The following is a 24741-nucleotide window of genomic DNA, read 5'->3' as shown; positions in this document are numbered from 1 at the left end:
GCCTCAAGCGCGGCGCCGCTCCTGCGCGATGCCCTCTTCCAGGAGTTCCGCGACATCCAGCACCAGGACGGTGCGGCGGTTGCCCAGGTCGGTGGCGCCGGAGATGCCCTTCACCCCGCTCAGCCGGCCGCCCAGGGGCTTGGTGACGATGTCCTGCTGGCCGAAGAGCTCATCCACCGCGATGCCCAGCCGCTGCTGCGCCAGGCCCACCACGACGACGAAGTGGCGGTTCACCTCGCGCTCCGGCAGGTGGAACAGCCGGCTCAGCCGCAAAAAGGGCAGCGTCTGGCCGCGCAGATCCAGCACCTCGCGGCGCTCCACGGTGCGGATGTCGCGCGGCTGCACGGAGAGGATCTCCAGCACGCTGTTGAGCGGCACCGCGTAGGTGCGGCCGCTCACGCCCACCACCAGCGCGCGCACGATGGCCAGCGTCACCGGCAGCGTCAGGTGGAAGGCCGTGCCCTTCCCGCGCTCGCTCCACACGTCGATGATGCCGGAGAGGTTGCCCAGGTTGTTCTTCACCACGTCCAGGCCCACGCCCCGCCCGGACAGCGCGCTGACGCTGGAGCGGGTGGAGAAGCCCGGCAGGAAGATGAGGTTGAGCAGCTCCCGCCGCGTCATCTCACTCACCTGCGGCGGAGTGACGAGCCCCCGCGCCAGCGCCACCTCGCGCACGCGCACCTCGTCGATGCCCGAGCCGTCGTCGGACACGCTGATGACGACGTGGTTGCCCTTCTGCTCCGCGCGCAGGCGCACCACCGCGCGCCGGGGCTTGCCCGCGGACAGCCGCGACTCCGGCCCTTCCGCGCCATGGTCGATGGCGTTGCGGATGAGGTGCATCAGCGGATCGCTGAGCTCTTCCACGATGAGCTTGTCCAGCTCCACCTCGCCGCCGGAGCTGACGAAGTCGATCTCCTTCCCGGCCTCGCGGGCAATCTTGCGCACCAGCCGCGCCAGCTTGTCGAAGACCTGGCCCACCGGGACCATGCGCGCTTCGAGCAGCCCCTCCTGCAGCGCCTCCAGCTTGCGCTCCAGCTGCCGGGTCTCCCGAGACAGCTCCTGGCCGAAGAGCTTGGACAGCGCGACGGTGCCGTCCTGCCCCGACGTCTCCGCCAGCCGCTGGAGGTTGGCCTTGATGAGCAACAGCTCGCCCACCATGTTGATGAGCCCATCCAGCCGGCCAATGTCCACGCGCACCGTCTGCGTGAGCGAGCGCATGGACGTCTCTTCCGACTTGGGACGGCCCGCGGGGATGGGCGCGGACGCGGCGGCCTGAAGCCCCACCACCGTGGCCGGAGGCGTCACCGCCCGCATGCGCGGAGGGCTTCCCAAGGGGGGCGAGGACACGGTCGCGAGGCTCGTGGTCTCCACCAGCCCCTCGTCGTCGCCCTCCTCCTCTTCGTCAGCCCCCAGCGGCGGCAGCACCTCGGTGTCGGTGGCCTCGAGCGGCGGCCGGACGGACAGCGGCGCCAGCTCCGCGGGCGTGCCCTTGAGACCGGCCTCCAGCGCCCGCGCGTCCACCTTCGCGCCGAAGATGAGGTCGAACGCGATGCCGTTGGCGCCGCCCGGCCGCGACGAGGGCAGCGTGCTGATGACCTCGCCCAGGGGCTTGAGGCGCGCGTTCAGGTCCGCGAGTCCCTGGTCGAAATCCGTGAGGTCGAACGCCGCGCGCACCCGCCACAGGGACACGCCGCGCCGCACGTTCTCGCGCAGCCGGTGCTCCTCGTACTCGGTGAAGACGGCGCGCACCGTCCCGTCCAGCTCCAGCCGCTCCAGCGGATCCTCTTCCACGGCGGGCGGGGGCGACCCCAGCCGCGCCATGCGGTCCTCCATGGCGCGGGTGCGCTGGGTGAGCTCCTGGCCCTCCTCGCTCCGGGATGCCTCTCCGAGCAGGGCCTGGAACGTGTCCAGCGCGTCCACCAGCGTGTCCAGGACCTTGTCGTCCAGCGTCAGCCGGCCCAGGCGCAGGCGGTCCAGCAGGTCCTCCGCCGCGTGCGCCAGCTGGCTGATGCGCTCCTGGCCGAAGAGGCCGGACAGGCCCTTGAGCGAGTGCGCCGCGCGGAAGATGCCGTTGATGTGCTCCGGGTCCGCCTCCTGGCCGCGCGCCTCGTCCAGGGCCAGGAGGTCGCGCCCCAGCGCATCGAGGATTTCGGTGGCCTCGGCGACGAACTCCGCCAGCGCCTTGCCTCCGGGCGTCACAGCGGCTTCAGGAAGCGCCGCAGGAGCGCCTCCAGGTCCTCCGGCTGGAACGGCTTCACCAGGTAGCCCGCGGCGCCCAGCGCCATCCCCCTGGAGCGGTCCTGTTCACGCCCCTCGGTGGTGATGATGATGAGCGGCACGTCCCGGTAGTTGGGGTTCTTCTTGACGAAGTTGATGAGCTCCAGCCCGTTGATGTCGGGCATGTTGATGTCGGTGATGATGAGGTCGAAGCGCTGGCGCGGCAGCAGCTTCAGCGCCTCGAAGCCGCTGGAGGTGGCAATGGCCTCCACGCCATCCACGGCCTCCACGGTCGCGGCGATGTGCTCGCGCGACACCTTGGAGTCCTCGACGATCAACACCTTGAACTTCATCGCACGCGCCTCAAGGGCCAGATGCTAGCAGAACCCCCACCCGGACGCTGTGCGTCAGCCCTTCCTGGATGACAGCGACCCGACAAGCCCCTTGTCCGCGAGGAGGGACACCCGTCCCCCCTTGAACGCGGGCAGGAACTGCCGCTGGTAGGCCTCCGCCCGGGCGGAGTCACTCAAGGAGGACCCCTGGGGGACCTCCAAGGCCACCGACTCCACCTTCGCGCGGCTCAGGACCTTCGCCGCGCCCGCCAGCGCCTCGCCCAGCGCGGCCGCGTCCAGGCGCTTGCGGGAGCCCAGCCCCACCACGAAGATGCGCGGCACGGTCAGCTTCCCGTCCGACGGCAACAGGAGCCAGTCGTCCTTCACGCCGGTGAAGAAGCCACCCTGGAGCACGCGCGACAGGGCGCCGCACAGCCGCCAGTCCACGTAGCCGGCGGAGGACGGCAGGGGGCGGTCGTCCTCGGCCACGAAGAGGCAGAGGGCGTCCACCCCACTCAGCGCGTCCAGGCCCTCCAGGCCCACGTCCAGGGTCTGCGTCTGGCTCACGGCTTCCCGAGCGCCACCGCGACGCGGTCCAGGAGGCCGTTGACGAAGGCGCTCGACTCCTCGTTGCCGAAGTTCTTCCCCAGCTCCACCGCCTCGTTGATGGTCACCTTGCGGGGGATGTCCGGGCGGTACTTCAGCTCGAAGATGCCCAGGCGGAGCACGTTCCGGTCGATGCGGGACATGCGGTCCAGGCGCCAGTTGTGGCTGTGGCGTTCGATGAGCGCGTCAATCTCCTCGCGGTGGGCCTCCACGCCCTCCACGAGCTCCTTGGCGAACTTCACCGCGTCCGGCTCCGGCTTGCCGTCCTCCGCGGAGGCGGCCCATGCCGAGTCCAGGGCCTCCCGCGTGGTGGCGCCCTGGGTCATCTCCAATTGATAGAGCGCCTGCAGCGCCCGCTCCCGTGCCGTTCTGCGCGCGCCCATCGCGGTTATCCCTTCCGCTCCGCGCCCGGCATGCGAGCGAAGAGGTTGACCATCTCGATGCAGGCCAGCGCGGCCTCCGCGCCCTTGTTGCCCGCCTTCACGCCCGCGCGGTCAATGGCCTGCTCCACGGTATCGCACGTGAGGACGCCGAACGTCACCGAGGCCGGCTTGGGGCCCGCCGCCGCGCTGAACGCCACCGAACCAATGCCCTTGGCGCACTCGCCCGCCACGTAGTCGAAGTGGGGGGTGCCGCCGCGAATCACCGCGCCCAGGACGATGATGCCCGCGTACTGGCCGCTCTCCGACACGCGGCGGGTGACGCCCGGAAGCTCATAGGTGCCGGGGCAGCGGTACACGTCGATGGCGTCGTCCTTGACGCCATGGCGCACCAGCGTGTCCACGGCGCCCGACAGGAGCGCCTCCGTGATGAAGCTGTTGAACCGGGACACGCAGATGGCGAACCGGCCCTGGGGGGGGAGGAAATCCCCTTCGAAATAGCGAGGCATGGCGCGCTCCTTACACCACCCGAGCCCCTACCCGCGAGGGCTGAAACCCGCCGCCCGCACCACCGCCTCCGTCAGCCCCGTCCCCTGGGCGGCCGCCTCCGGGGCGCCCCGGAGGGCGTACAGCCGGGCCACGTACTTGCCAATGAGGTCGCCCTCCAGGTTCACCTGGGCCCCGGGCCCCTTGCCGTGCAGGGTGGTGCGCTGTTGCGTCTCCGGAATCAGCTGCACCCGGAAGGTGCTGGCATCCACCGCGTTCACCGTGAGGCTGATGCCGTCGATGGTGACGGAGCCCTTCTCGATGAAGCAGGGGGCCAGCTCCGGGGGCAGCCGGAACACCATCACCCACGAGCCGCCCTCGGCGAACGTCTCCAGCACTTCACTGACGGCGTCCACGTGGCCCGACACCAGGTGCCCGCCCAGCCGGTCCCCCAGCGCGAGCGCCCGCTCCAGGTTCACCCGGTCGCCCGCCTTCCGGGCGCCCAGGGTGGTGCGCCGCAGCGTCTCCGGGGCGGCCTGGACGCGGAAGGTGTCCCCGCCCTTCTCCACCACCGTGAGGCACGCGCCGTCCACGGCGATGGATTCCCCCAGGGCGAAGCCTTCCGCGCCCAGCGAGGTGCGAATCCAGAAGTCGGTCATCGCGCCAGAGGTGACGCGGGTGATGGTGCCAGTGTCCTGGATGAGGCCGGTGAACATGGCCAGGACTTATAACGGATGCCCCGGCGGGGCGCTGGCCCCTCAGAGCAGGGCGCGCAGGAGGACGTCGTCCCCCACCTTCTCCATCGTCAGGTCCTTCACGGCCAGGGCGTGGGCCATGTCCTTCACGCCCAGCTCCCCCGCCCAGGACAGCCCCCCGGCGCCCACCAGCTTGGGAGCGACGAACAGGGCGAGCGCATCCGCCAGGTGCTCGCGCAGCAGCGTGCCGTACAGGCCCGCGCCTCCCTCCACGAGCACGTGGTTCAAGCCCTCCTTCTTCACGCGCTTGAGCACGGCCTTCAGGTCCACGCGGTCCTGCTTCGCGCGCACGTTCCACACCTCCACGCCCTGGGCCAGGAAGCGGCGGGCGCGCCGGCCCTCCGGGTCCTCCAGCGTGGCGATGACGGTGCGCGCGGGGCTGCGCTGCGTGAAGACGGTGTGCCCCGGGGACAGCTTGAGGTGCGAGTCCACCACCACGCGCACCGGGTCCTTGCCCCCGCCGCCAGGCAGCCGCGTGGTGAGCTGCGGGTCGTCCATGCGCACGGTGTTGGCGCCCACGAGGATGGCGTCCACCTGGTCGCGCAGCCGGTGCACCCACGCGCGCGACGCCTCGCCCGTCACCCACTTCGAGTCGCCGGAAGGCGCGGCGATCTTCCCGTCCAGCGTCACCGCGGCCTTGAGCGTCACCCAGGGCAGGCCGGTGCGCATCATCTTGAAGAAGGGCCGGTTGAGCGCGTCCGCCTCGTCCTTGAGGACGTGCGTCACCACCGCCACGCCGCCGCGCTTGAGCCGGTTGAGCCCCTTGCCGCTGACGAGCGGGTTGGGGTCCGACGACGCGCTGAACACGCGCCGCACGCCGGCCTCCAGCACCGCCAGGCTGCACGGCGGGGTGCGCCCGTAGTGGTCGCACGGCTCCAGCGTCGTGTAGAGGTCCGCGCCGCGCGCCTTGGAGCCCGCGGCCTCCAGCGCCACGACCTCCGCGTGCGCCGTGCCGGCCTTCTTGTGGTGGCCGCGCGCGATGATGCGCCCGCCCTTCACCAGCACCGCGCCCACCACGGGGTTGGGGCTGGTGCGGCCCAGGCCCTTGGCGGCCTCTTCCAGGGCGATGCGCATGAAGAACTCGGCCACCGCGTGGTCGAAGTCCGCCGCGCGCTTGGAGCGGGGCGTCTTCACCGCCTGCAACCGTGACCGCGTGAGCAAGCGCATACCGCCCTTCCTAACCGTCCTTGGGCGGAGTCACAGGCGGCTTCGCCTTGCGCTCTCGCTCCTGGTCCTCGAGCAGATCCTTCAGCTCGTGCATGAACTCGGAGATGTCCCGGAAGCTGCGGTACACGGACGCGAAGCGCACGTAGGCCACCTCGTCCAGCTGCTGTAACCGCCGCATCACGTGCTCGCCAATGGATGAGGAGGCGACCTCCTTCTCCCCCATCCCCTGGAGCAGCCGCTCGATGTCCTCCACCGTCGCCTCCAGCTGCGCGGCGGACACCGGGCGCTTCTCACACGCCTTCTTCAGGCCGTTGAGCATCTTCTCGCGGTCGAAGGCCTCGCGCCGTCCGTCCTTCTTCACGATGAGCGGGTAGAGCTCCTCCACCCGCTCGTACGTGGTGAAGCGGCGCTTGCAGGCCAGGCACTCGCGGCGCCGCCGGATGACGGAGCCCTCGTGCGACTCCCGCGAGTCGATGACCTTGTTCTCCGGGTCCTGGCAGAAGGGGCAGCGCACGGGCGGATTACTTCAACCGCGAGGCGTACAGCGGGAAGCCCTGCGCCAGCTCCTTCACCTGCCCCTTGACCCGCGCGAGCGCGGCGTCGTCCTGCGCGGCGTCCAGCGCCTGCCCGATGAGCCGGCCCACCACCGCCATCTCCGCCTCGCGCATGCCGCGCGTGGTGATGGCCGGGGTGCCCACGCGCACGCCGGACGTCGTCGTGGGCTTCTCCGGGTCGAAGGGGATCATGTTCTTGTTGACCGTGATGCCCGCCTTGCCCAGCACGTCCTCGGCCACCTTGCCGGTGAGCTTCTTGGCGCGCAGGTCCACCAGCATCAGGTGGTTGTCCGTGCCGCCCGAGCACAGCCGCAGGCCCGCGCTCTTCAGCGCCTCCGCCAGCGCCTGCGCGTTGGCGACAATCTGCTTCTGGTACGTCTTGAACTCCGGCGACAGCGCCTCCTTGAAGGCCACCGCCTTGCCCGCGATGGCGTGCATCAGCGGGCCGCCCTGGATGCCGGGGAAGATCTGGCTGTTGATGGTCTTCGCGAAGGCCTCGCGCGACAGCACCATGCCGCCACGCGGACCGCGCAGCGTCTTGTGCGTCGTCGTGGTGACGATTTCCGCGAAGGGCACGGGCGACGGGTGCACGCCCGCGGCCACCAGGCCCGCGATGTGGGCCATGTCCACCAGCATGGCGGCGCCCACCTTGTCGGCGATCTCGCGGAACTTCGCGAAGTCGAGCGTGCGCGGGTATGCGCTCGCGCCCACCACCAGCACCTTGGGCTTGTGCTCCAGGGCCAGCGACTCCACCTGCGCGAAGTCGATGGTCTCCGTGTCGCGGGACAGGCCGTAGTGGACGACCTTGTAGAGCTTGCCGGAGAAGTTGAACGACGCGCCGTGGGTGAGGTGGCCGCCGGAGTTCAGGTCCAGCGACAGCATGGTGTCGCCCGGCTTCATCAGCGCCATGAAGGCGCCCATGTTGGCCTGGCTGCCGGAGTGCGCCTGCACGTTCACCGCGTCCGCGCCGAACAGCTCCTTCGCGCGCGCGATGGCCAGGTTCTCCGCCACGTCCACCACCTCGCAGCCGCCGTAGTAGCGCTTGCCGGGGTAGCCTTCCGCGTACTTGTTGGTGAGCACGGAGCCCACCGCCTCCAGCACCGCCGGGGAGACGAAGTTCTCCGAGGCGATGAGCTCCAGCCCCTCCTCCTGACGCTCCGTCTCGTGCCGGAGCACCTGGGCGATTTCAGGATCCACCTGGGACAGCGTGCGGGTGTTCTCCATGGGGGTTGCCTCCTGGCGTACGAACGAAGGGGACTGCGTAAGGGACGCCTGCCAAGCCCGTCAGCGCTGCTGGGCCTCGACGTCGCGAATCTTCTGGACGCGCTTCTCGTGGCGGCCGCCCTCGAAGGCGGTGGAGAGGAAGGCCTCCAGGATGCCGCGAGCGACACCCGCGCCCACCACGCGCTGGCCCAGGCACAACACGTTGGCGTCGTTGTGCGCGCGGGTCATCCGCGCCTCGAACTCAGACGTGCACAGGGCCGCCCGGATGCCCCGGTGCTTGTTGGCCACGATGCTCATTCCGATGCCGGTGCCGCACACCAGCACGCCCAGCGTGCCGGGCTCGGAAACCACCTGCTGCGCCACCCGCGAGGCGAAGTCCGGGTAGTCCACGGACTCGCGCGTCTGGGGGCCCAGGTCCTGGAACTCGGTGCCGCGCTCCTTCAGGAGCGCCACCAGCTCCTGGCGCAGCTCGATGCCCGCGTGGTCGGAGGCGAGGATGACTTTCACGGCCGGACTCCGTTGAAGCGGGGCCCGCGCCCCTGGGGCGGGGCCCCAAGGGCGGTCAGCTGAAGCGCTTGAACACCAGCACCGCGTTGGTGCCGCCGAAGCCGAACGAGTTGCTCATCACCGCGTCGACGCGGGCGTCACGCGCCGTGTTGGGCACGTAGTCCAGGTCGCAGTCGGGGTCCGGCGACGTCATGTTGATGGTGGGCGGCAGCACGTTCTTCGTGAGCACCTGCACGCTCACCACGGCCTCCGCGCCACCCGCCGCGCCGAGCATGTGGCCCGTCATGGACTTGGTGGACGACACCGCCAGCTTGCGCGCGTGGTCGCCGAACACGGCCTTCAGGGCCTTGGTCTCGTTGGCGTCGTTGAACGGCGTGGACGTGCCGTGGGCGTTGACGTAGCCCACCTGCTCCGGCCGCATGCCCGCGGACTCCAGCGCCAGGCGCATGCAGCGCGCCGCGCCCTCGCCCTCGGGGGCAGGCTGGGTGACGTGGTACGCGTCCGAGTTGGCGCCGTACCCCACCACCTCCGCCAGGATGTTGGCGCCGCGCTTCTTCGCGGCCTCCAGCTCCTCCAGCACGACAATGCCCGCGCCCTCGCCCATCACGAAGCCGTCGCGCTCCTTGTCGAAGGGACGGCTGGCGCGCGCCGGGTCGTCGTTGCGCGTGGACAGGGCCTTCATCACGGAGAAGCCGCCCATGCCCAGGGGCGTGATGGCCGCCTCCGCGCCGCCCGCGATGGCCGCGTCCGTCTCACCCAGGCGGATGGACTTCCAGGCCTCGCCGATGGCGTGCGCGCTGGTGGCGCACGCCGACACCGGGGACCAGTTGGGCCCCTTGCAGTTGTAGCGCATGGAGATGAGCCCAGGCGCCATGTTGATGATCATCTGGATGATGAAGAAGGGCGACAGGCGGTCGAACCCCTTCTCCAGCCCCTTGCGGTGCTGCTCCTCCAGGGAGGAGATGCCGCCGATGCCGGAGCCCACGATGACACCCACGCGCTCCGGGATGTAGCCATGGGGTGCGTCCGGGCCGATGGGCAGGCCCGACTCCTTCACCGCCATGTCGGCCGCGGCCATCGCGTACTGGGCGAACAGGTCCATCCGGCGCACTTCGCGCCTGTCGATGAACTGCTCGGGCTGGAAGTCCTTCACCTCGCCCGCGATGCGCGCGTCGAGCTTCCCCAGATCGAAACGGGTGATCGTGCTGATGCCGGACTGCCCGGCCAGCATCGCCTGCCAGTTCTTCTCGGTGCCGGTGCCCAGCGCAGAAATGATGCCGGTTCCGGTGATGACGACTCGACGGTTTGACACTGTTCTTCTCCGCTGACCGCGATGGGGCGCGGAAGCGCCGGTGAGGACGCTCCCCCAAGGCCCCTGGACTTCCGGGTGTCGCGACTGCCTACTTCTTGTGGGTCTTCACGTAGTTCACGGCGTCGCCGACGGTCTTGATGTTCTCCGCCTCGTCGTCGGGAATCTCGACCTCGAACTCCTCTTCCATCGCCATGACCAGCTCGACGATGTCGAGGCTGTCCGCGCCCAGGTCTTCGATGAAGGACGACTCGGGCTTGATCTCATCCTCACCCACACCGAGCTGGTCGGCGATGATGGACTTGATCTTGGTTTCCACGTCGGTTGCGGTGGTGGACATACGTACGGAACCCTCCAGCTCCAGATGGGGCCCGCCGTTGGAGTCGCGGGCCGTCTTCAAGGCGGGCGCGGTATATCCCACGCCCGGCGGCAATCCAACCTTGGCTTACATGTACATGCCGCCGTTGACCTTCAGGACCTCGCCGGTGATGTAGGACGCCGCATCACTCGCGAGGAACACCACGGCCCCGGCGACCTCCTCCGGGTTGCCCAGGCGGGCCAGCGCGATGCCGCCCACCATCTTCTGCCGCAGCTCGTCGTCCAGGTGGGATGTCATGTCCGTCCCAATGAAACCCGGGGACACCGCATTGACGCGGATGCTCCGGCTGGCCAGCTCCCTGGCCACGGACTTGGTCAGGCCGATAAGCCCCGCCTTGGCGGCCGAGTAGGCGGCCTGCCCCGGGTTGCCCATCTCCCCCACCACCGAGGTGATGTTCACGATGGCGCCGGAGCGCTGCTTCATCATGGGGCGGCTGGCGGCGCGGATGAGCGCGAAGGCGCCCCGGAGGTTGGTGTCCAGCTGCCGGTCCCAGTCCTCGTCCTTGACGCGCATCACCAGGCCGTCAATGGCCATGCCCGCGTTGTTCACCAGCACGTCCAGCCGGCCATGCGCCTTGACGACGCCGTCGATGGCGCCCGCGCACGCGGCGGTGTCCGCCAGGTCGAACTTCACGGCCTCCGCCTTCGCGCCCGCCTGCTGGAGCAGGGCCACCGTCTCCTGCGCGGCGGCCTCGTTGCCCACGTAGCTGATGACCACGGTGGAGGCGCCCGCCTTCGCGAAGGCCTGCGCGCACGCCCGGCCGATGCCGCGCGAGCCGCCCGTCACCAGCACCACCTTGTCCTTGAAGCCGCTCATGCTGCCCCCAGCGCGGCGAGCACCTTCTCCAGGGTCGCGGCGTTCTCGACGTTGAACGATTCGATGTCCTTGGTGATGCGCTTGATGAGCCCGCCCAGCACCTTGCCCGGCCCCAGCTCCACCACGTGCGTGACGCCGTTCGCCTTCAGCGCCTCCACGCACTCGATCCAGCGCACCGGCGCGCTCACCTGCTCCAGGAGCAGCGGCACGATGCGAGAGGCGTCCGAGTTGGGCTTCGCCTCCACGTTGCTCACCACCGGCACGGACGGCGCGCTGATGCGCACGCCGGCCAGCACCTCCGCCAGGCGAGGCTTCACGGGGTCCATCAGCGCGCAGTGGAACGGGGCGGAGACGGGCAGCGGCATCACGCGCTTGGCGCCGGCCTCCTTGCACTTCGCGCCCGCGCGCTCCACCGCGGCCGCGTGGCCCGCGATGACCGTCTGCTCGGGCGAGTTGTAGTTGGCCGGGGAGACGACCTGCCCTTCCGCCGCGGCGTCGCAGGCGGCCTTCACCGCGTCCGGGGTGAGGCCCAGGATGACGGCCATGCCGCCCGTGCCCACGGGCACCGCCTCCTGCATGAAGGTGCCGCGCGCGCGCACCGCCCGCGCCGCGTCCTGGAGGTCCATGGCGCCGGCGGCCACCAGCGCGGAGTACTCGCCCAGCGAGTGGCCCGCGACGAACGCCGGGGCCGGGCCGCGCTTCTGGAACACCGCGTGAACGGCGGCCGACACCGTGAGGATGGCCGGCTGCGTGTTGGCGGTGAGCTTCAGCGCCTCTTCCGGGCCCTCGAAGCAGGAGGTGGAGAGCTTCTCGTGCAGCGCGTCGTCCACGGCGTCGAAGACGGCCCGCGCTTCAGGGAACTGCTCGTAGAGGTCCTTGCCCATCCCCACGGCCTGACTGCCCTGCCCGGGAAACACGAACGCGACCTTCGCCATGTTGCGGTCCTTCCTTGTGTCGTCCTGCCTACCAGCGCACCACCGCGCTGCCCCACGCCATCCCCGCGCCAATGGCCATCATCGCGATGACGTCGCCGCGCTTGAGGCGGCCGGCGCGCTGCGCCTCGTCCAGCGACATGGGCAGCGAGGCGGAGGACGTGTTGCCGTACTTGTGGAGGTTGAGCCAGCATTTTTCCTTGGGAATCTCCAGCCGCTCCATCACCGCTTCCAGGATTCGCAGGTTCGCCTGATGGGCGATGACGTGGTCCACCTGCGTCGTGTCCATCCCGTGGGCCCCCAACGACGCCTGGGTGGATTCCACCAGCGCGCGCACCGCGAAGCGGAACACTTCCTTCCCGTTCATCTTGAGCTTGTGAAGATTTGCATCCACGTTGTCCGCGGTGACGGGGGTGCGGGAGCCACCGGCGGGGATGCAGAGCAGGTTCGCGAGGTCGCCGTCGGTGCGCAGGTGGGTGGAGAGGATGCCGCGCGGCGCCATGGCGTCCCCTTCCGCGTCCGGCTCCGCCCCCAGCACCAGCGCGCCCGCGCCGTCCCCGAAGAGGACGCAGGTGTTGCGGTCCGTCCAGTCCACCGCGCGGGTGAGCAGGTCCGCGCCCACGACGAGCGCGCGCTTCACCTGTCCGGTGCGCACGAACTGGTCCGCCACGCTCAGCGCGTACAGGCCCCCGGCGCACGCGGCGGAGACGTCGAAGGCGAAGGCGCGCTTCGCCCCCAGCTTCGCCTGCACCAGCGCGGCGCACGACGGCATGGGCATGTCCGCGGTGACGGTGCCCACGACGATGAGGTCCAGGTCGCCGGGCGCCACGCCCGCCATCTCCAGCGCGTTGCGCGCGGCCTGCACGGCCAGGTCGCTCGTCGCCTCATCCGGGGCGGCCTGCCTGCGCTCCTGGATGCCGGTGCGCTCGCGGATCCACGCGTCGCTCGTCTCCACCAGGCGCTCCAGGTCCTGGTTGGTCAGGACCTGCGCGGGAGCATAGGAACCGGTTCCGATGATGTGCGTGCGTGCCACGGGGCCTCCGAACTCGTCGGAGTCCAACGCGCGGCCGGCGCGCTCTAATCGGCCCCTGCGTCTCCGTCCGCCTTCCTTCCCCGCTGGTGGGGAGGAAGCCAGGCGGCGGCGTTGGCAATGCAGCGCGTCAGCTCTTCCTGCACGCCCGCGCGCACATGCTGCAGCGCGGTGACGAGCGCGTTGTGGATGGCGCGGGGGGAGGAGCGGCCGTGCGCGACGATGCCCACTCCCTGCAGGCCCAGGAGCGGCGCGCCGCCGTACTCGGCGTAGTCCATGACGCGGCGCAGCCCCGCCAGGGTGGGCTTGAGCAAGAGCGCGCCCAGCTTCTCCGGCAGGCCGCCGCGCTTCTCGATGGCGGAGCGCAGGAGGCCGGTGATGCCCATGCCCACGCCTTCGGAGGTTTTCAGGACGATGTTGCCGGTGAAGCCGTCCGTGACGACCACCTCCACGTCCCCGGAGAACAGGTCCTTGCCCTCCACGTAGCCCACGAACTCCAGGTCCGAGCGGCGCAGGAGGGCGCTGGCGTCCCGCGTGAGCTGCGTGCCCTTGGAGTCCTCCTCGCCGTTGGAGAGCACCGCCACCCGGGGGCGCTTCACGCCCAGGCGGGTGCGCGAGTAGGCCTCGCCGAGCACGGCGAACTGGGCCAGGTGCGAGGGGCGGCAGTCCACGTTGGCGCCCGCGTCCAGGAGCAGGCAGCGGCCTTCGCCCTTGAGGGCCGGGAACAGGGCCGCGATGGCCGGACGCTCCACGCCGGGGATCCGGCCGAGCGTCAACATGCCACCGGCCATCACCGCGCCGGAGTTACCCGCCGACACGAGGGCGGACGCCTCCCCTTGCCGGACGAGCTCGAAGCCCACCCGGAGCGAGGAGTCCCGCTTGCGCCGGAAGACGGCGGTCGCGGGGTCGTCCATCTCCACCACTTCGGACGCGTGGTGGAGGTGGATATTGGGGGGCGAGCCGGCGCGCTCCAGGACAGGGCGTACACGCGTGGCGTCCCCGACCAGCACGAGTTCGTGCCCGGGATACGCTCGCGCGAACAGCACGCCCCCGTCCACGACGGCGTCGGGGGCGTGGTCGCCACCCATCGCGTCGAGGACGAGCCGCACCGGCAGCCTTCCGCTTTCAACTACTCCGCGGCGGTCGCGATGACCTCACGGCCACCGTAGTTGCCACAGGCCGCGCAGGCGCGGTGCGGCATCACGGGCTCCTTGCACTTGGAGCACTTGATGACCTGCACGGGGGTCCGCAGGTTGTTGTTGCCGGCCCGACGACGGTCCCGGCGCATCTTCGACGTCCGCTTCTTGGGAACTCCCACGGCTCACCTCGGCATCGGACCCGTCCCCCCTCGCGACCTGCGAGGGGCATAGGGACCGTCAGTTCAGCTTGATGTTCTTCAGCGGCGACAGTCGAGGGTCCACGACCTTCGGCTCGCAGCCGCACTTCTTTTCATTGAGGTTCTGGCCGCACTGCGAGCAGAGCCCCTGGCAGTCTTCCCGACAGACCGCGCTCATCGGGAGCGCGAGCAATACCTGTTCCCGGACGATCGGATCCAGATCGATCGTCTTGCCATCGAAAACCTGCTCGTCCGTGCCGTCCAGTTCGAAGGTGCCCCCGGATTCACCCTGGGTGCGTTCCTTCTTCTCCATGACCTTCTCGTCGTCGTCCTTGAAGTCATCCCCCCGGGCCAGGGACTCCGGCACCAGGTTGATGGTGAAGGACACGGGCAGGTCCAGCTTCACGTCCGTGAGGCAGCGCTTGCAGGGCGCGCCCACATGGACGGTGAAGTTGCCGTTGAGCAGCACGCCGCCGCTGACCTTGCGCAGGGTGGCGTGGAGCGTGGACGGAGCGGTCGCCTGGAAGCCGGTTTCCGCACCGGACCCCTGGCCTTCCAGGGCCTCCTTGAGGAGCCCAGGAGCGATGGGCTCGTCGAGCGTCAGCCCCGCTTCTTTGATTTGTTCAATCTTTACGACCATCTACAAGGCTTCCCGGCAAAAGGGCGCGCAACATAGAGGGAGTCCCCCCGTCAGTCAACACGCCGGGTTGGGCTTGAGAGCCGCGTCGCGTGGATCCACTCAACACCGCCCTCGTCGCTTTCCTTCTGATGCGCATCCCCGCCCGGCGTTCGCGGGGCACCCGCCCCTGCCCCCAGCTCCCAGGCCCCCCGGTAGGAGGGCGGGCGGGCATGGAGCCTGGATGTCACATGGATGTGCCCGGCGGGCTGGAACGAATCTGTTACGGGACGCCACGCATTCCATCCCTTCGCGGGAGCATCCTTCATGGCGCGAATCCTCATCATCGAGGACGAGCAGGACCTGGCCGGACTCGTCGACTACAACCTCCGCGCGGCGGGCTTCGAGACGGACACGGCGAACACCGGCGCGGGAGGGCTTGCCCGGGCGCGGGCCCATCCTCCGGACCTGGTGCTGCTGGACCTGATGCTCCCGGACGTGGCGGGCGGTGAGGTGCTGCGCATGCTCAAGAGCGACCCGGAGCTGAAGAAGGCCGCGGTCGTCATCGTCAGCGCCAAGGGCCAGGAGGCGGACCGCATCCAGGGCCTGGAATTGGGCGCGGACGACTACGTGGTGAAGCCCTTCTCCGTGCGCGAGCTGCTCTTGCGCGTGAAGGCCGTGCTGCGCCGCGCGGACGCGGAGGAAGGCCCCGCCGCGCTGCTGGCCGCGGGCGACATCAGCCTGGACGCGTCGCGCCACCAGGTGCGGGTCAAGGGAGAGGAGATCATCCTCACCGCGCTGGAGTTCCGCCTGCTGCGCACGCTCCTGGAGCGCAGCGACCGCGTGCAGACGCGCGAGGTGCTGCTGTCCGACGTCTGGGGCATCCAGGCGGAAATCCACACGCGCACCGTGGACACGCACATCAAGCGCCTGCGCGAGAAGCTGGGCCCCGCGGGCGACATCATCGAGACCGTGCGCGGCGTGGGCTACAAGCTCAGCCCTCCGTGAGGCCGTCATGCCCCTGCGCTTCACGCTCCTGTCGCTGCTCGTTCCTCCCCTCCTGGTCTCGACGCTGCTCGTCGTCTTCGGGCACCCGGCGGGCGCGCTCGCCGCGGGGCTCGTCACGCTGGCGGGCGCCGCGCTCGCCTTGGGCACCAGCCGCGTGGCCATGGAGCGCCAGCTTCGCGCCCTGACCCAGAAGACGCAGTCGCTGGCGGCGGGCAGGGACGTGACGCCGCCCGCGGGCCTGGAGCGCACGGACGACCTGGCGCAGCTGGAAGACGCCATCGACACGCTGGACGACAAGCTGTCCATGCGCGCCGCCGCGCTCAACCAGGAGGCGCGCATCCTCACCGCCGTGCTGGACGGCATGGCGGAGGGGCTGTGGGTGACGGACGCGGAGGGCACCGTGGTGCGCCACAACGACGCGCTCGCGGAGATGCTGCGGCCCGCCCACGGCGCCATCGTGGGGCAGCGGCCGCTCGCGCTCATCCGCAACGAAACGCTCAACGACGCGGTGGCGCGCGCCTGTCATGAAGGCGCCTCCACGCGGCTGGAGCTGACGCTCGAGGGCTTGTACTCCCGCACGCTCGCCGTGCGAGTGACGCCCGTGGGGCGCGACCTGCCCGGCAGCGCCGCCGTCTTCCACGACGTCACGGAGCTGCGCCGCCTGGAGAAGGTGCGCAAGGACTTCGTGGCCAACGTCTCCCACGAGCTGCGCACGCCCATCACCGCCATCCGCGGCTACGCGGAGACGCTCCAGGGCGGCGCGCTCCAGGACACCCAGGTGGCCCCGAAGATGGTGGAGATCATCCACCGCCAGTCCGAGCGCCTCTCCGAGCTGGTGGAGGACCTGCTGGAGCTCTCCCGCCTGGAGGCGCGCGAGATGACCTTCCAGCGCACGGAGGTGTCCCTGGCCCTGGCCGTCTCCCGCGCCGCGGAAGGGGTGCGCCCCAAGGCCGAGGGCAAGAACCAGCAAATCGGATTGCACGTGCCGCCCGGACTGGTGGCGCTGGGGGATGGGCGGGCCATCGAGCAGGTGCTCCTCAACCTGCTCGACAACGCGGTGAAGTACACGCCCGCGGGCGGCCGGGTGGACGTGGACGGAGCGTACGAGGGCGGCCGGTGCGTCGTGCGCGTGCGCGACACAGGCGTGGGAATCGAGCCCAAGCATCTTTCCCGGATTTTCGAGCGATTCTACCGGGTGGACAAGGGTCGCAGCCGGGACATGGGGGGGACGGGACTGGGCCTTTCCATCGTGAAGCATCTGATGGGCGCGATGGATGGCGAGGTGAAGGTGGAGAGCCAGCCGAACGCGGGCAGTACCTTCGTCATTTTTCTACCCTCGGCGGCTGGCCCGACGGCGGCGACGGGCTAGGATGGGTGCGGCCATGCGGGTCGCCATCCTCGCGGACATTCACGGGAACCTTCCGGCCTGCGAGGCCGTGCTGGACGACATCACCAGGTCGGTGGCGCCGGATTACATCGTCGCGGCCGGAGACCTGGCCCTTCGCGGCGCGCACCCGCGTGAGACGGTGGAGCTGCTCTTCAGCAAGTGCCACGCGCTCATCATGGGCAACACGGACGCGTACCTCGCCGGCAACTACCTGGGCGGCGCGTACCGCGAGCGCGACCACTGGAAGACGGAGCTCTTGCGCTGGACGCGTGACCAGCTGGGCGACGCGCTGCTCCAGCAGCTGGGGCAGATGCCCTTCTCCCTGCGCTACACGCCGCGCAAGGGGCAGGACCTGTTCATCTGCCACGCGAACCCCCGCAACCTGGAGGAGTCGCTGGACCCCACGCTGGACGACCACGCGGTGCGCCGCTTCTTCACGCACCTGGACGCGGCCGCGTGCGCCTTCGGGCACCTGCACTTCCCCTACCGCCGGCGCGTGGGCCGGATGCTCATCGCGGACGTGGCCAGCGCCGGCATTCCCCGCGACGGCGACCTGCGCCCCGCCTACGGCGTCTTCACCTTCACGCCCAAGGGCTGGCGCGTGCAGATCCGCCGCGTGCGCTACCCGGTGCGCAAGGCCACCCAGGCCCTCACCGCGCGCCGCGTGCCCGGCGGGCCGCTGCTCATCCACAAGCTCGTGGAGGCGCGCTACCGCCACCACAACGCCCTGATGGAGGCCGCGCGGCGGCACTCGGGGCTGCCTCCGCCGGGGCCCGTGCTGCGTCCGCCTCCGGGGGCTGGAGGCGCGCGGCCCGCGCTCGCCGCGCCCTTCGAGAACAACCCTCCGCCAGAAGTCGATCCGTCCACGCTGCCGCTGGACCTGGACGGCACGGTGACGGGCGCCTCGCCGCTGCCGCCGGACGCGCTCAACGACCTGGACGGGTGAGGCTGGACGGGTGAGGCCCGCGCCCACCGGGTGCGTGCGCGTGGGGCAGGGCCGTCCGGGAATGGACACGCGCGCCGCCGCTTCTGACGGACAGCGGGCTTTTCGCACCGCGAAATCCGCTCGGCCTCCCGCGCGCACAGATGCACGTGGGCGCGCCGGTTCTTAGCAACAACCCCAGCGACGACAACGCGGGAGGGGCCATGGTCGGGTGGATGGTCGGACTGTCGGTGATGGCGGTGTCCCTCACCGCCACCGAAGCAGAGCCTCTGCCTTCCCCGCCCCCCGCGCCGTACTGCGAGGGCGAGTACGCGGACAGCTACGCCGCGCTGTCGCCCAAGGCGCGGGCCTTCGAGCAGGCGACGCAGAAGAAGTACACGTACTGCGTGCGCAGCACCGCCGTGTACGAGTGCCTGTCCTACGGCGCGGAGGGCAACGTGCGCCGCACGCGCACGCCGGTGTCCGCGCACGGCACCGCGTTCGCGTACAAGCAGCAGGCCGGGGAGACGCTGCTGCTCACCAACGAGCACGTGGTGGAGTGGCCGGACGTCACCAGCGACGCGCACCCGGTGGACGGCGTGCCCTCCGGCTGCAAGCGCGTGAAGGACGGCCTGAGCATCGTGGAGAACGAGGCGGACCACTACGACCGCGACGACGTCCCGCTGTCCAAGGCCGTGGTGGATCCGCAGCTGGACCTGGCCGTCATCAAGTCCAAGGCGCCGCTGACGGTGATGCCGTGGAAGGTGGGCAAGAGCGCCGCCGTGCGCGAGCGCGACGTGGTGGACGTGCGCGGCTTCCCACTGGGCGTCTTCAACGCCACCAACATGGGCAAGGTCATCTCCGCCTACGACCGCGACGAGTACAAGGAGTGGTACCACGACGACTTCGTCATCGACGCGCTCTTGTCACAGGGCAACTCAGGGTCGCCCGTGCTGGCCATCTCCTGCAAGACGGGCGAGTTCGAGCTGGTGGGCGTCTACCACGCGGGCTACTCGCGAGGCAGCGCGCTCAACGTGGTGGTGGGGATTGATCAGGCGCGCGACCTGATGACCAACCTGCGCCGCACGCCCAAGCGTCCGCAGGAGGGCACGACGCCGCTGGACGCGCTGGCCCGCGCCCGCGTGGCGAAGCGCGCGGAGGTGTCCGCCACGCCGTTCTTCCCCTTCGGCTCGCGCACCGCGGCGGTGTTCCCGCGCGCGGACGGAACCCTGCTCTTCGCGCTGTACGAACAGGACTTCCCGCGCCGCGTGCACCCGCTCATCGTGATGGAGGACCTGCCCGTGGCCTCCACGGACGAGGGCTTCGGGAAGGTGGGGCGCGTCTGGTTCGGCGGCGAGCGGGGACTCCTGGAGCGCCCGCGCGCGGAGCAGGACGCGGAGCTGCAACAGCAGCTGGCCCGGCTGCTGGACGCGATGCGCAGGGACGCGACGCTCGCGTTCTCGTACCAGGACTCGCTGCCGGGCTCGGATGAATCGCGGCAGACCTTCGACACTTCGGCGCGGCTGGGCAAGACGCTGGAGCGCACCATCGTCGCGCACCGGGACCTGAGCGACACCGCCGCGGAGCTGGCGGACCGCTTCGCGCCGGACGCCACCGAGCCCGCGACGCGGACGGAGTCCGTGCTCAAGAACCCGCCGCCCCCCGGCATCCACCTGGGCCTCACGGGTGAACCGGCAGGCCAGACGCGTCAGCCCGCGAAGAGCGCGCAGGGCAAGGAGGCCAGGACCCCGGCGGGCAGGTAACCCGTCTGGAGGACAGCCAGCCGGGCGGGGCTCTTCCGGAAAAGCGCGCATGTTCCCGGGAAGCCCCTTCCCGGCTCCGTACATTGGACAGGTGTGGAGGCCATGCCCGAACCCACATCCGGAGCCGTGCATCCCGACCTGAGGACGGGGGAACCCTCGCCCTGGCTGCGGCGGATCCTCCGGGGGCTGTTGGGTCAGGAGCGGCGCTTCTGGGTGCTGGTGGTGGGCGTGGGGCTCATCTCCGGGCTGGGCGCGGTGGCGCTGCTCGCCGTGCTTCGCTTCACCCAGCACCTGTTCTGGCAGAGCACCACGGAGCACTTCCTGGAGGGCGCGCTCGCGTCGCCGGGCTGGCGCCGGTTCCTGGTGCCGGTACTGGGCGGCGCGCTGGTGACGTGGGTGTCCCTGGTGGTGGGCCAGCCCCTGCGCGGCCACGGCACCGCGGGCATCATCGAATCCATCTGGGTGAAGTCCGGCCGGCTGCCCTTCCCTCGCGCGCTGTTGCGCGGCTTCGTGTCCATCATCGCGGTGGCGCTGGGCGCCCCCCTGGGCCGTGAAGGTGCGCTGCTCCAGACGGGCGCGGCCAGTGGCTCCGCGCTGTCCGGGTGGCTGCGGCTGGGCCCGGGCCAGGCGCGCGTGCTGGTGGCGTGCGGCGCCTCGGCGGGCATCGCGTCCGCGTACAACGTGCCCATTGGCGCGGCCCTCTTCGGGCTGGAGGTGCTGCTGGGCAGCTTCGCGCTGGAGCTCTTCGGTCCCATCGTCGTGTCGTGCGTGGTGGCGACGCTCGTGTCGCGCACGCTCATCGCGGACCACCCCAGCTACGTCATCCCCCACTACGCCCTCACCCATCCGCGCGAGCTGGTGCTGGCGCTGCTCCTGGGCGTGCTCGTGGGCGGGGCCTCCGCGCTCTACGTGCGGGGCATCAACCTCGCCTCGGACCTCCTGGACAAGCTGCCGTCGTGGCTCACGCCGTTCATGCCGCTGGTCGCGATGACGGTGGTGGGCCTCACCGCCATCGCGGGGCCGTACCTCATGGGCAACGGCTACGACTCCGTGAACATGGCGCTGCACGGGACGCTGCCCCTGGCGCTGCTGCTCATCCTGCCCCTGGCGAAGCTGGCGGTGACGTCGCTGTGCGCGGGCGCGGGGGTGCCGGGCGGGCTCTTCACCCCGTCCCTCTTCTTCGGCGCGCTGCTGGGGGGCGCGTTCGGGATGCTGGTGGAGCGGGCGATTCCAGGCGGCGCGGCGCCCAGCGGGGCCTACGCGCTCTTGGGCATGGGCGCGGTGCTGGCGGGCACCACGCACGCGTCCGTGTCCGCGGTGCTGATGATCTTCGAGATGACGGGCGACTACGACCTCATCCTCCCGCTGATGCTCGCCGCGGTGGTGGCCGCCGTCGTCAGCCGCCGGCTGGAGCCGGAGTCGCTCTACACGTCCGTGCTCGCGAAGCGCGACGTGCGCGTGCCGGCCTCCGTGCCGCACTGGCTGCGCGAGGAGGGCGTGCGCTCGCTCCTGTCTCCGGCCACGCAGCGCGTGCCCCCTTCCGCTCCCTTCAACGAGGTGGTGGTGCTGCTCCTGGAGCAGCCCCCGGGCGCGGACCTGTACGTCACCGACGCGGATGGGCGCCTGTTGGGCGTCATCACCCTGGACGCGCTCAAAGGCCACCTGCCGGACCACTCGCTGCTCCAGGCCACGGTGGCCGCGGACGTGATGGACACCGGTGTGCAGCCCATCACCCCGGACCTGTCCCTGGCGGAGGTGGCCGCGCGGTTCGGCCACACGGAGCTGGAGCGGCTTCCCGTGGTGGACGGACGCCGGCACCTGCTGGGTTCCCTCTCCAAGGGCGACCTGCTCAAGCGGGGGCGCTTCTAGATGGAGCTGGAGCCCCGCACGCGCGCGTGGAGCATCGTCGTGATGAGCCTGCTGTGCATCGTGCTCACATGGGTGCTGCTGCGCACACCGCCGCCCCCGGGCCTGCACCCGGAGTCAACGGAACCCACGGAAGAACCCACCCGGGGTAACCCCTACCGGGGATGGCCGTTGTTCCAGGGCTGGCCCATGCCGCAGCCCCCGGACGCGCCCCGCCAACGTTGAAGGGCCATCGGCACCCTGCCCTCTGGGGACGGTCCAGAGCGGGCAACCAGACGGGCTGAGCGTGAAGCGCTTGCATGCGCGAGGGCCAGGAGGAAGATGGCCGCCGTCTTGGACGCAACTCCCTTCAACTTCGTCGCCATCGTGCTGTGCGTCTCCATTGGGGCGGGCCTGCTGGGTTCGCTGCTGGGCCTGGGCGGCGGCCTCATCCTCATCCCCGTCCTCACGCTCGTGCTCAAGGTGGACATCCGCTACGCGGTGGGTGCCTCCATCGTGTCCGTCATCGCCACGTCCAGCGGCGCTGCTGCGGCGTACGTGCGTGACGGCCTGGCCAACCTGCGCGTGGCCATGTTCCTGGAGCTGGCCACCGTGGCGGGCGCCGTGTCGGGCGCGATGCTCGCGGGCATGGTGGGCGGCCGCGCGCTGTACTTCCTCTTCGGCGCGGTGATGGCCTATTCGGCGCTCGCGATGCTGCGCAAGCTGCGCGAGGACCGCAGCCCCCGCGCGGAGCCGCCGCCGGATGCCCTCGCGGACCGGCTGGGCCTGCACGGCAGCTACTACGACGTGTCCACCGGCGGTGAGGTGACGTACCGCGTGCACCGGCCTCTGGTGGGCCTGGGGCTCATGTACATCGCGGGCACGGTGAGCGGCCTGTTGGGCATCGGCTCCGGCGCGCTGAAGGTGCCGGCCATGGACCTGGCCATGGGGCTGCCCATCAAGGTCTCCACCGCCACCAGCAACTTCATGATTGGCGTCACGGCCGCGGCCAGCGCGGGCATCTACTTCGCGCGCGGCGACATCGATCCGTTCATCGCCGGCCCCGTGTGCGTGGGCGTCACGCTGGGCGCGTTCATGGGCTCGCGCTTCCTCACGAAGCTCAAGAGCGGCTCGCTGCGCATGCTCTTCGTGGCCGTCCTCTTGTGGGTGTCGTACGAGATGCTGTCCAAGGGAATCCGCGGATGAGCCCGGAACCCGGTGAACCTCCGTCTCCTCAAGAGACCACCGCCGTCACGCAGGAGGTGGTGCCGCTCACGCCGGAGCTGCTCATCAGCCAGCTCTTGCGTGGCGGTGTGCTGCTCAGCATGTCGCTCGTCACCTGCGGCATGGTGATGACGTTCTTCCGCCACCCGGACTACTTCTCGTCGCCGGACGCGCTCCAGCGCCTCACGGCTCCGGACGCCGCGCCGCACCAGCTGACGGACGTCTTCGAGGGCGTGATGGCCGTGCGCGGCCAGTCCTTCGTGATGGCGGGGCTGCTGGTGATGATCACCGTGCCCGTGCTGCGCGTGGCCCTGTCCCTGGGCATCTTCCGGGCGCAGAAGGACCGCACCTTCGCCGCCATCACCACGGGCGTGCTCGCGCTGCTCCTGCTCGCGTTCTTCCTGGGCGGCGTGGAGTAATCCACAGAGCAGTCCACCCGTTCGTCACATCCACGCGGGCGCGAATCGCACTACAACGCGCGCCCATGGCCGAACGCGACCTGCCCATTCTCCTCGTGCGCCACGCCGTGGCCGAGGACTCCCACGCCCTGGGCGACGAGGCCCGCGCCCTCACGCCCCAGGGCCGCGCCGCCTTCCGTCAGCACGCGAAGAAGCTCGCGCGCCTCACGCCGCTCATGGGCATCATCACCAGCCCCCTGGTGCGCGCGGTGCAGACCGCGGAGCTGCTCGCGGACGCGCTCGGCCTGTCCCACGTGGAGGTCCACCCCGCGCTCGTCCCCAGGAAGGGCGCGGCCCGCGACGTGCTCAAGCTGGCGCGCGACGTGGGCCCGGGCTGGGCGCTGGTGGGACACAACCCCTCCCTGGAGCGCGCCGCCGCGCTCGCGCTGGGCCATGCCCTGCCGGACAAGCTGCGCAAGGGCTGCGCCGTCGCCCTCAAGCCCGAGGGGCGCGCGTTCTCCCTGCAGTGGATGGCCGCGCCGGGCCGCTCCCTGCGGCGGCCCTGAGCTGGCGTCGCTGGCGTCGCGGGTGCGTGACGGACGTGACGCACTTGTTGCCGGCGCGTCACGCGGGCGCGAAGCGAGACGCGCACAGTACGTGCCCGCCATGTCCCACGTACTCATCGTCGACGACGAGCGCGATCTAGCGGAGCTCATCGACTTCAACCTGCGCGGCGCGGGCTTCACCACCCGCGTGGCCTTCACCGGGGAGGCGGCGCTCACCGCCGCGCGCGAGCAGCCCCCGGACGTGGTGCTGCTGGACCTGATGCTGCCGGACCTGTCCGGCATCGAGGTCTGCCGCCACCTGCGCGCCAACCCCCGCCTGCGTGACGTGCTCATCGTCATGCTCACCGCCAAGAGCGAGGAGGCGGACCGCATCCGCGGCTTCGAGGTCGGCGCGGACGACTACGTCGTCAAACCCTTCTCCGTGCGCGAGCTGGTGCTGCGGCTCAAGGCCATCCTCCGGCGCACGTCCACGCCCCAGGAGGGCAGCCCGCCCCTGGCCCTGGGCCCCCTGCGCCTGGACATCACCCAGCACCGCTTCTTCGTGGAGGAGAAGGAGACGCCCCTCACCGCGCTGGAGTTCCGCTTGCTGGAGTACCTCATGGCCCGGCTTGGCCGGGTGCAGACGCGCGAGCAATTGCTGGAGCAGGTCTGGGGCCTGTCCAGCGCGCTGGAGACGCGCACCATCGACACGCACGTGATGCGCCTGCGCGACAAGCTGGGCCCCGCGCGTGCCCTCTTGGAGACGGTGCGCGGCGTGGGCTACCGCATCGTGGACCCGGCGGCCGGGTAGGCGGGGAGGCGCCCTCTTTTTCCGTTACCCATTTGTCACGCAAGGGCCGTCAAACAGCCACATCCGCCCCATAGATCGTTGCGCGTTCTCGACACCCCCGAGACGCCCGCCGACCTTCTATGCGCCCACTCCTCGTCGCCCTCACCCTGTTGAGCTCCAGCGCCGCCATGGCCCAGGCCCCCTCCTCCCCGG

At 70.5% G+C, this 24741-nt stretch carries 28 protein-coding genes; 10 read left to right on the top strand and 18 right to left on the bottom strand.

The annotated features are described in order from the left end of the window. Positions 1–3 precede the first annotated feature (3 nt). The 18 genes from D7X96_RS24520 to D7X96_RS24435 form a co-directional block, all read right to left on the bottom strand. Positions 4–2199, bottom strand: coding sequence for a chemotaxis protein CheA (locus D7X96_RS24520; protein ID WP_121770855.1), 2196 nt, complete (start codon positions 2197–2199; stop codon positions 4–6). Then, a complete protein-coding gene (locus D7X96_RS24515) occupies positions 2196–2570 on the bottom strand; it encodes a response regulator (RefSeq protein ID WP_120550819.1) in 375 nt (124 codons plus the stop codon). Before D7X96_RS24515 ends, D7X96_RS24520 begins: the two co-directional genes overlap by 4 nt. A 54-nt stretch (positions 2571–2624) precedes the next feature. Next, the gene (locus tag D7X96_RS24510; RefSeq protein WP_120550818.1) at positions 2625–3116 is read right to left on the bottom strand and encodes a M17 family peptidase N-terminal domain-containing protein; all 492 of its coding nucleotides are present in this window, start codon (positions 3114–3116) and stop codon (positions 2625–2627) included. Continuing rightward, the gene (gene nusB, locus D7X96_RS24505; RefSeq protein WP_120550817.1) at positions 3113–3538 is read right to left on the bottom strand and encodes a transcription antitermination factor NusB; all 426 of its coding nucleotides are present in this window, start codon (positions 3536–3538) and stop codon (positions 3113–3115) included. Before nusB ends, D7X96_RS24510 begins: the two co-directional genes overlap by 4 nt. 5 nt (positions 3539–3543) lie before the next feature. Further along, entirely contained in the window at positions 3544–4044 is a 501-nt protein-coding gene (ribH, locus tag D7X96_RS24500) for a 6,7-dimethyl-8-ribityllumazine synthase (RefSeq protein WP_120550816.1), read from the bottom strand. 27 nt (positions 4045–4071) lie between these two features. Continuing rightward, the gene (locus D7X96_RS24495) at positions 4072–4737 is read right to left on the bottom strand and encodes a riboflavin synthase (RefSeq protein WP_121770854.1); all 666 of its coding nucleotides are present in this window, start codon (positions 4735–4737) and stop codon (positions 4072–4074) included. Positions 4738–4779: 42 nt separating this feature from the next. Next, positions 4780–5943, bottom strand: coding sequence for a bifunctional diaminohydroxyphosphoribosylaminopyrimidine deaminase/5-amino-6-(5-phosphoribosylamino)uracil reductase RibD (gene ribD, locus D7X96_RS24490; RefSeq protein WP_120550814.1), 1164 nt, complete (start codon positions 5941–5943; stop codon positions 4780–4782). Positions 5944–5953: 10 nt separating this feature from the next. Continuing rightward, complete coding sequence (nrdR, locus tag D7X96_RS24485) at positions 5954–6457, bottom strand: transcriptional regulator NrdR (RefSeq protein ID WP_120550813.1); 504 nt, start codon at positions 6455–6457, stop codon at positions 5954–5956. A 7-nt stretch (positions 6458–6464) separates the two neighbouring features. After that, the gene (glyA, locus tag D7X96_RS24480) at positions 6465–7721 is read right to left on the bottom strand and encodes a serine hydroxymethyltransferase (RefSeq protein WP_120550812.1); all 1257 of its coding nucleotides are present in this window, start codon (positions 7719–7721) and stop codon (positions 6465–6467) included. A 60-nt stretch (positions 7722–7781) separates the two neighbouring features. Next, positions 7782–8228 (bottom strand): ribose 5-phosphate isomerase B, encoded by a 447-nt coding sequence (rpiB, locus tag D7X96_RS24475; RefSeq protein ID WP_120550811.1) that lies wholly within the window; start codon positions 8226–8228, stop codon positions 7782–7784. A 55-nt stretch (positions 8229–8283) separates the two neighbouring features. Continuing rightward, positions 8284–9540, bottom strand: coding sequence for a beta-ketoacyl-ACP synthase II (gene fabF / locus D7X96_RS24470; protein WP_120550810.1), 1257 nt, complete (start codon positions 9538–9540; stop codon positions 8284–8286). Between the two features lie 88 nt (positions 9541–9628). Beyond that, positions 9629–9877, bottom strand: a complete 249-nt coding sequence (gene acpP, locus D7X96_RS24465) for an acyl carrier protein (protein WP_014395452.1) — start codon at positions 9875–9877, stop codon at positions 9629–9631. Between the two features lie 105 nt (positions 9878–9982). Continuing rightward, positions 9983–10732 carry a 3-oxoacyl-[acyl-carrier-protein] reductase gene (fabG, locus tag D7X96_RS24460; protein ID WP_120550809.1) on the bottom strand — a complete coding sequence of 250 codons (750 nt, stop codon included), beginning with the start codon at positions 10730–10732 and terminating at the stop codon, positions 9983–9985. Beyond that, positions 10729–11667, bottom strand: a complete 939-nt coding sequence (gene fabD / locus D7X96_RS24455) for an ACP S-malonyltransferase (RefSeq protein WP_120550808.1) — start codon at positions 11665–11667, stop codon at positions 10729–10731. The genes fabG and fabD overlap by 4 nt, the downstream gene beginning before the upstream one ends. 28 nt (positions 11668–11695) lie before the next feature. After that, on the bottom strand, positions 11696–12697 hold the full coding sequence (locus tag D7X96_RS24450) for a beta-ketoacyl-ACP synthase III (RefSeq protein ID WP_120550836.1): 1002 nt from the start codon (positions 12695–12697) through the stop codon (positions 11696–11698). A gap of 44 nt (positions 12698–12741) precedes the next feature. Further along, on the bottom strand, positions 12742–13803 hold the full coding sequence (plsX, locus tag D7X96_RS24445; protein ID WP_121724594.1) for a phosphate acyltransferase PlsX: 1062 nt from the start codon (positions 13801–13803) through the stop codon (positions 12742–12744). A gap of 20 nt (positions 13804–13823) precedes the next feature. Beyond that, positions 13824–14012 (bottom strand): 50S ribosomal protein L32, encoded by a 189-nt coding sequence (gene rpmF / locus D7X96_RS24440; RefSeq protein WP_014395447.1) that lies wholly within the window; start codon positions 14010–14012, stop codon positions 13824–13826. 58 nt (positions 14013–14070) lie between these two features. Next, entirely contained in the window at positions 14071–14670 is a 600-nt protein-coding gene (locus D7X96_RS24435) for a YceD family protein (RefSeq protein ID WP_120550806.1), read from the bottom strand. 303 nt (positions 14671–14973) lie between these two features. Between D7X96_RS24435 and D7X96_RS24430 the strand changes: the two genes are divergently transcribed. From D7X96_RS24430 to D7X96_RS24385, 10 genes are all read left to right on the top strand, one after another. Continuing rightward, complete coding sequence (locus D7X96_RS24430) at positions 14974–15654, top strand: winged helix-turn-helix domain-containing protein (RefSeq protein ID WP_120552823.1); 681 nt, start codon at positions 14974–14976, stop codon at positions 15652–15654. A 7-nt stretch (positions 15655–15661) separates the two neighbouring features. Further along, a complete protein-coding gene (locus tag D7X96_RS24425) occupies positions 15662–17023 on the top strand; it encodes a sensor histidine kinase (RefSeq protein ID WP_121770853.1) in 1362 nt (453 codons plus the stop codon). 13 nt (positions 17024–17036) lie between these two features. Next, positions 17037–17987 (top strand): metallophosphoesterase family protein, encoded by a 951-nt coding sequence (locus D7X96_RS24420; RefSeq protein WP_120552825.1) that lies wholly within the window; start codon positions 17037–17039, stop codon positions 17985–17987. A 200-nt stretch (positions 17988–18187) separates the two neighbouring features. Beyond that, complete coding sequence (locus D7X96_RS24415) at positions 18188–19726, top strand: S1C family serine protease (protein ID WP_158626626.1); 1539 nt, start codon at positions 18188–18190, stop codon at positions 19724–19726. A gap of 102 nt (positions 19727–19828) precedes the next feature. Then, positions 19829–21595 (top strand): chloride channel protein, encoded by a 1767-nt coding sequence (locus D7X96_RS24410; protein ID WP_120552832.1) that lies wholly within the window; start codon positions 19829–19831, stop codon positions 21593–21595. Next, a complete protein-coding gene (locus tag D7X96_RS24405; protein WP_121770851.1) occupies positions 21596–21817 on the top strand; it encodes a hypothetical protein in 222 nt (73 codons plus the stop codon). A gap of 96 nt (positions 21818–21913) precedes the next feature. Beyond that, positions 21914–22777 (top strand): sulfite exporter TauE/SafE family protein, encoded by an 864-nt coding sequence (locus tag D7X96_RS24400; protein WP_121724711.1) that lies wholly within the window; start codon positions 21914–21916, stop codon positions 22775–22777. Further along, complete coding sequence (locus tag D7X96_RS24395; protein WP_121770850.1) at positions 22774–23214, top strand: DUF1634 domain-containing protein; 441 nt, start codon at positions 22774–22776, stop codon at positions 23212–23214. The genes D7X96_RS24400 and D7X96_RS24395 overlap by 4 nt, the downstream gene beginning before the upstream one ends. A gap of 65 nt (positions 23215–23279) precedes the next feature. Then, positions 23280–23759 (top strand): SixA phosphatase family protein, encoded by a 480-nt coding sequence (locus tag D7X96_RS24390; protein WP_120552830.1) that lies wholly within the window; start codon positions 23280–23282, stop codon positions 23757–23759. Between the two features lie 100 nt (positions 23760–23859). Further along, the gene (locus D7X96_RS24385; RefSeq protein WP_120552831.1) at positions 23860–24549 is read left to right on the top strand and encodes a response regulator; all 690 of its coding nucleotides are present in this window, start codon (positions 23860–23862) and stop codon (positions 24547–24549) included. The last annotated feature ends 192 nt before the right edge of the window (positions 24550–24741 follow it).

It is taken from the genome of Corallococcus interemptor, assembly GCF_003668875.1.
Classification (GTDB): domain Bacteria; phylum Myxococcota; class Myxococcia; order Myxococcales; family Myxococcaceae; genus Corallococcus; species Corallococcus interemptor.
Note: the sequence above shows the minus strand (reverse complement) of the source record. Positions and strands in the feature narration are given on the sequence as shown.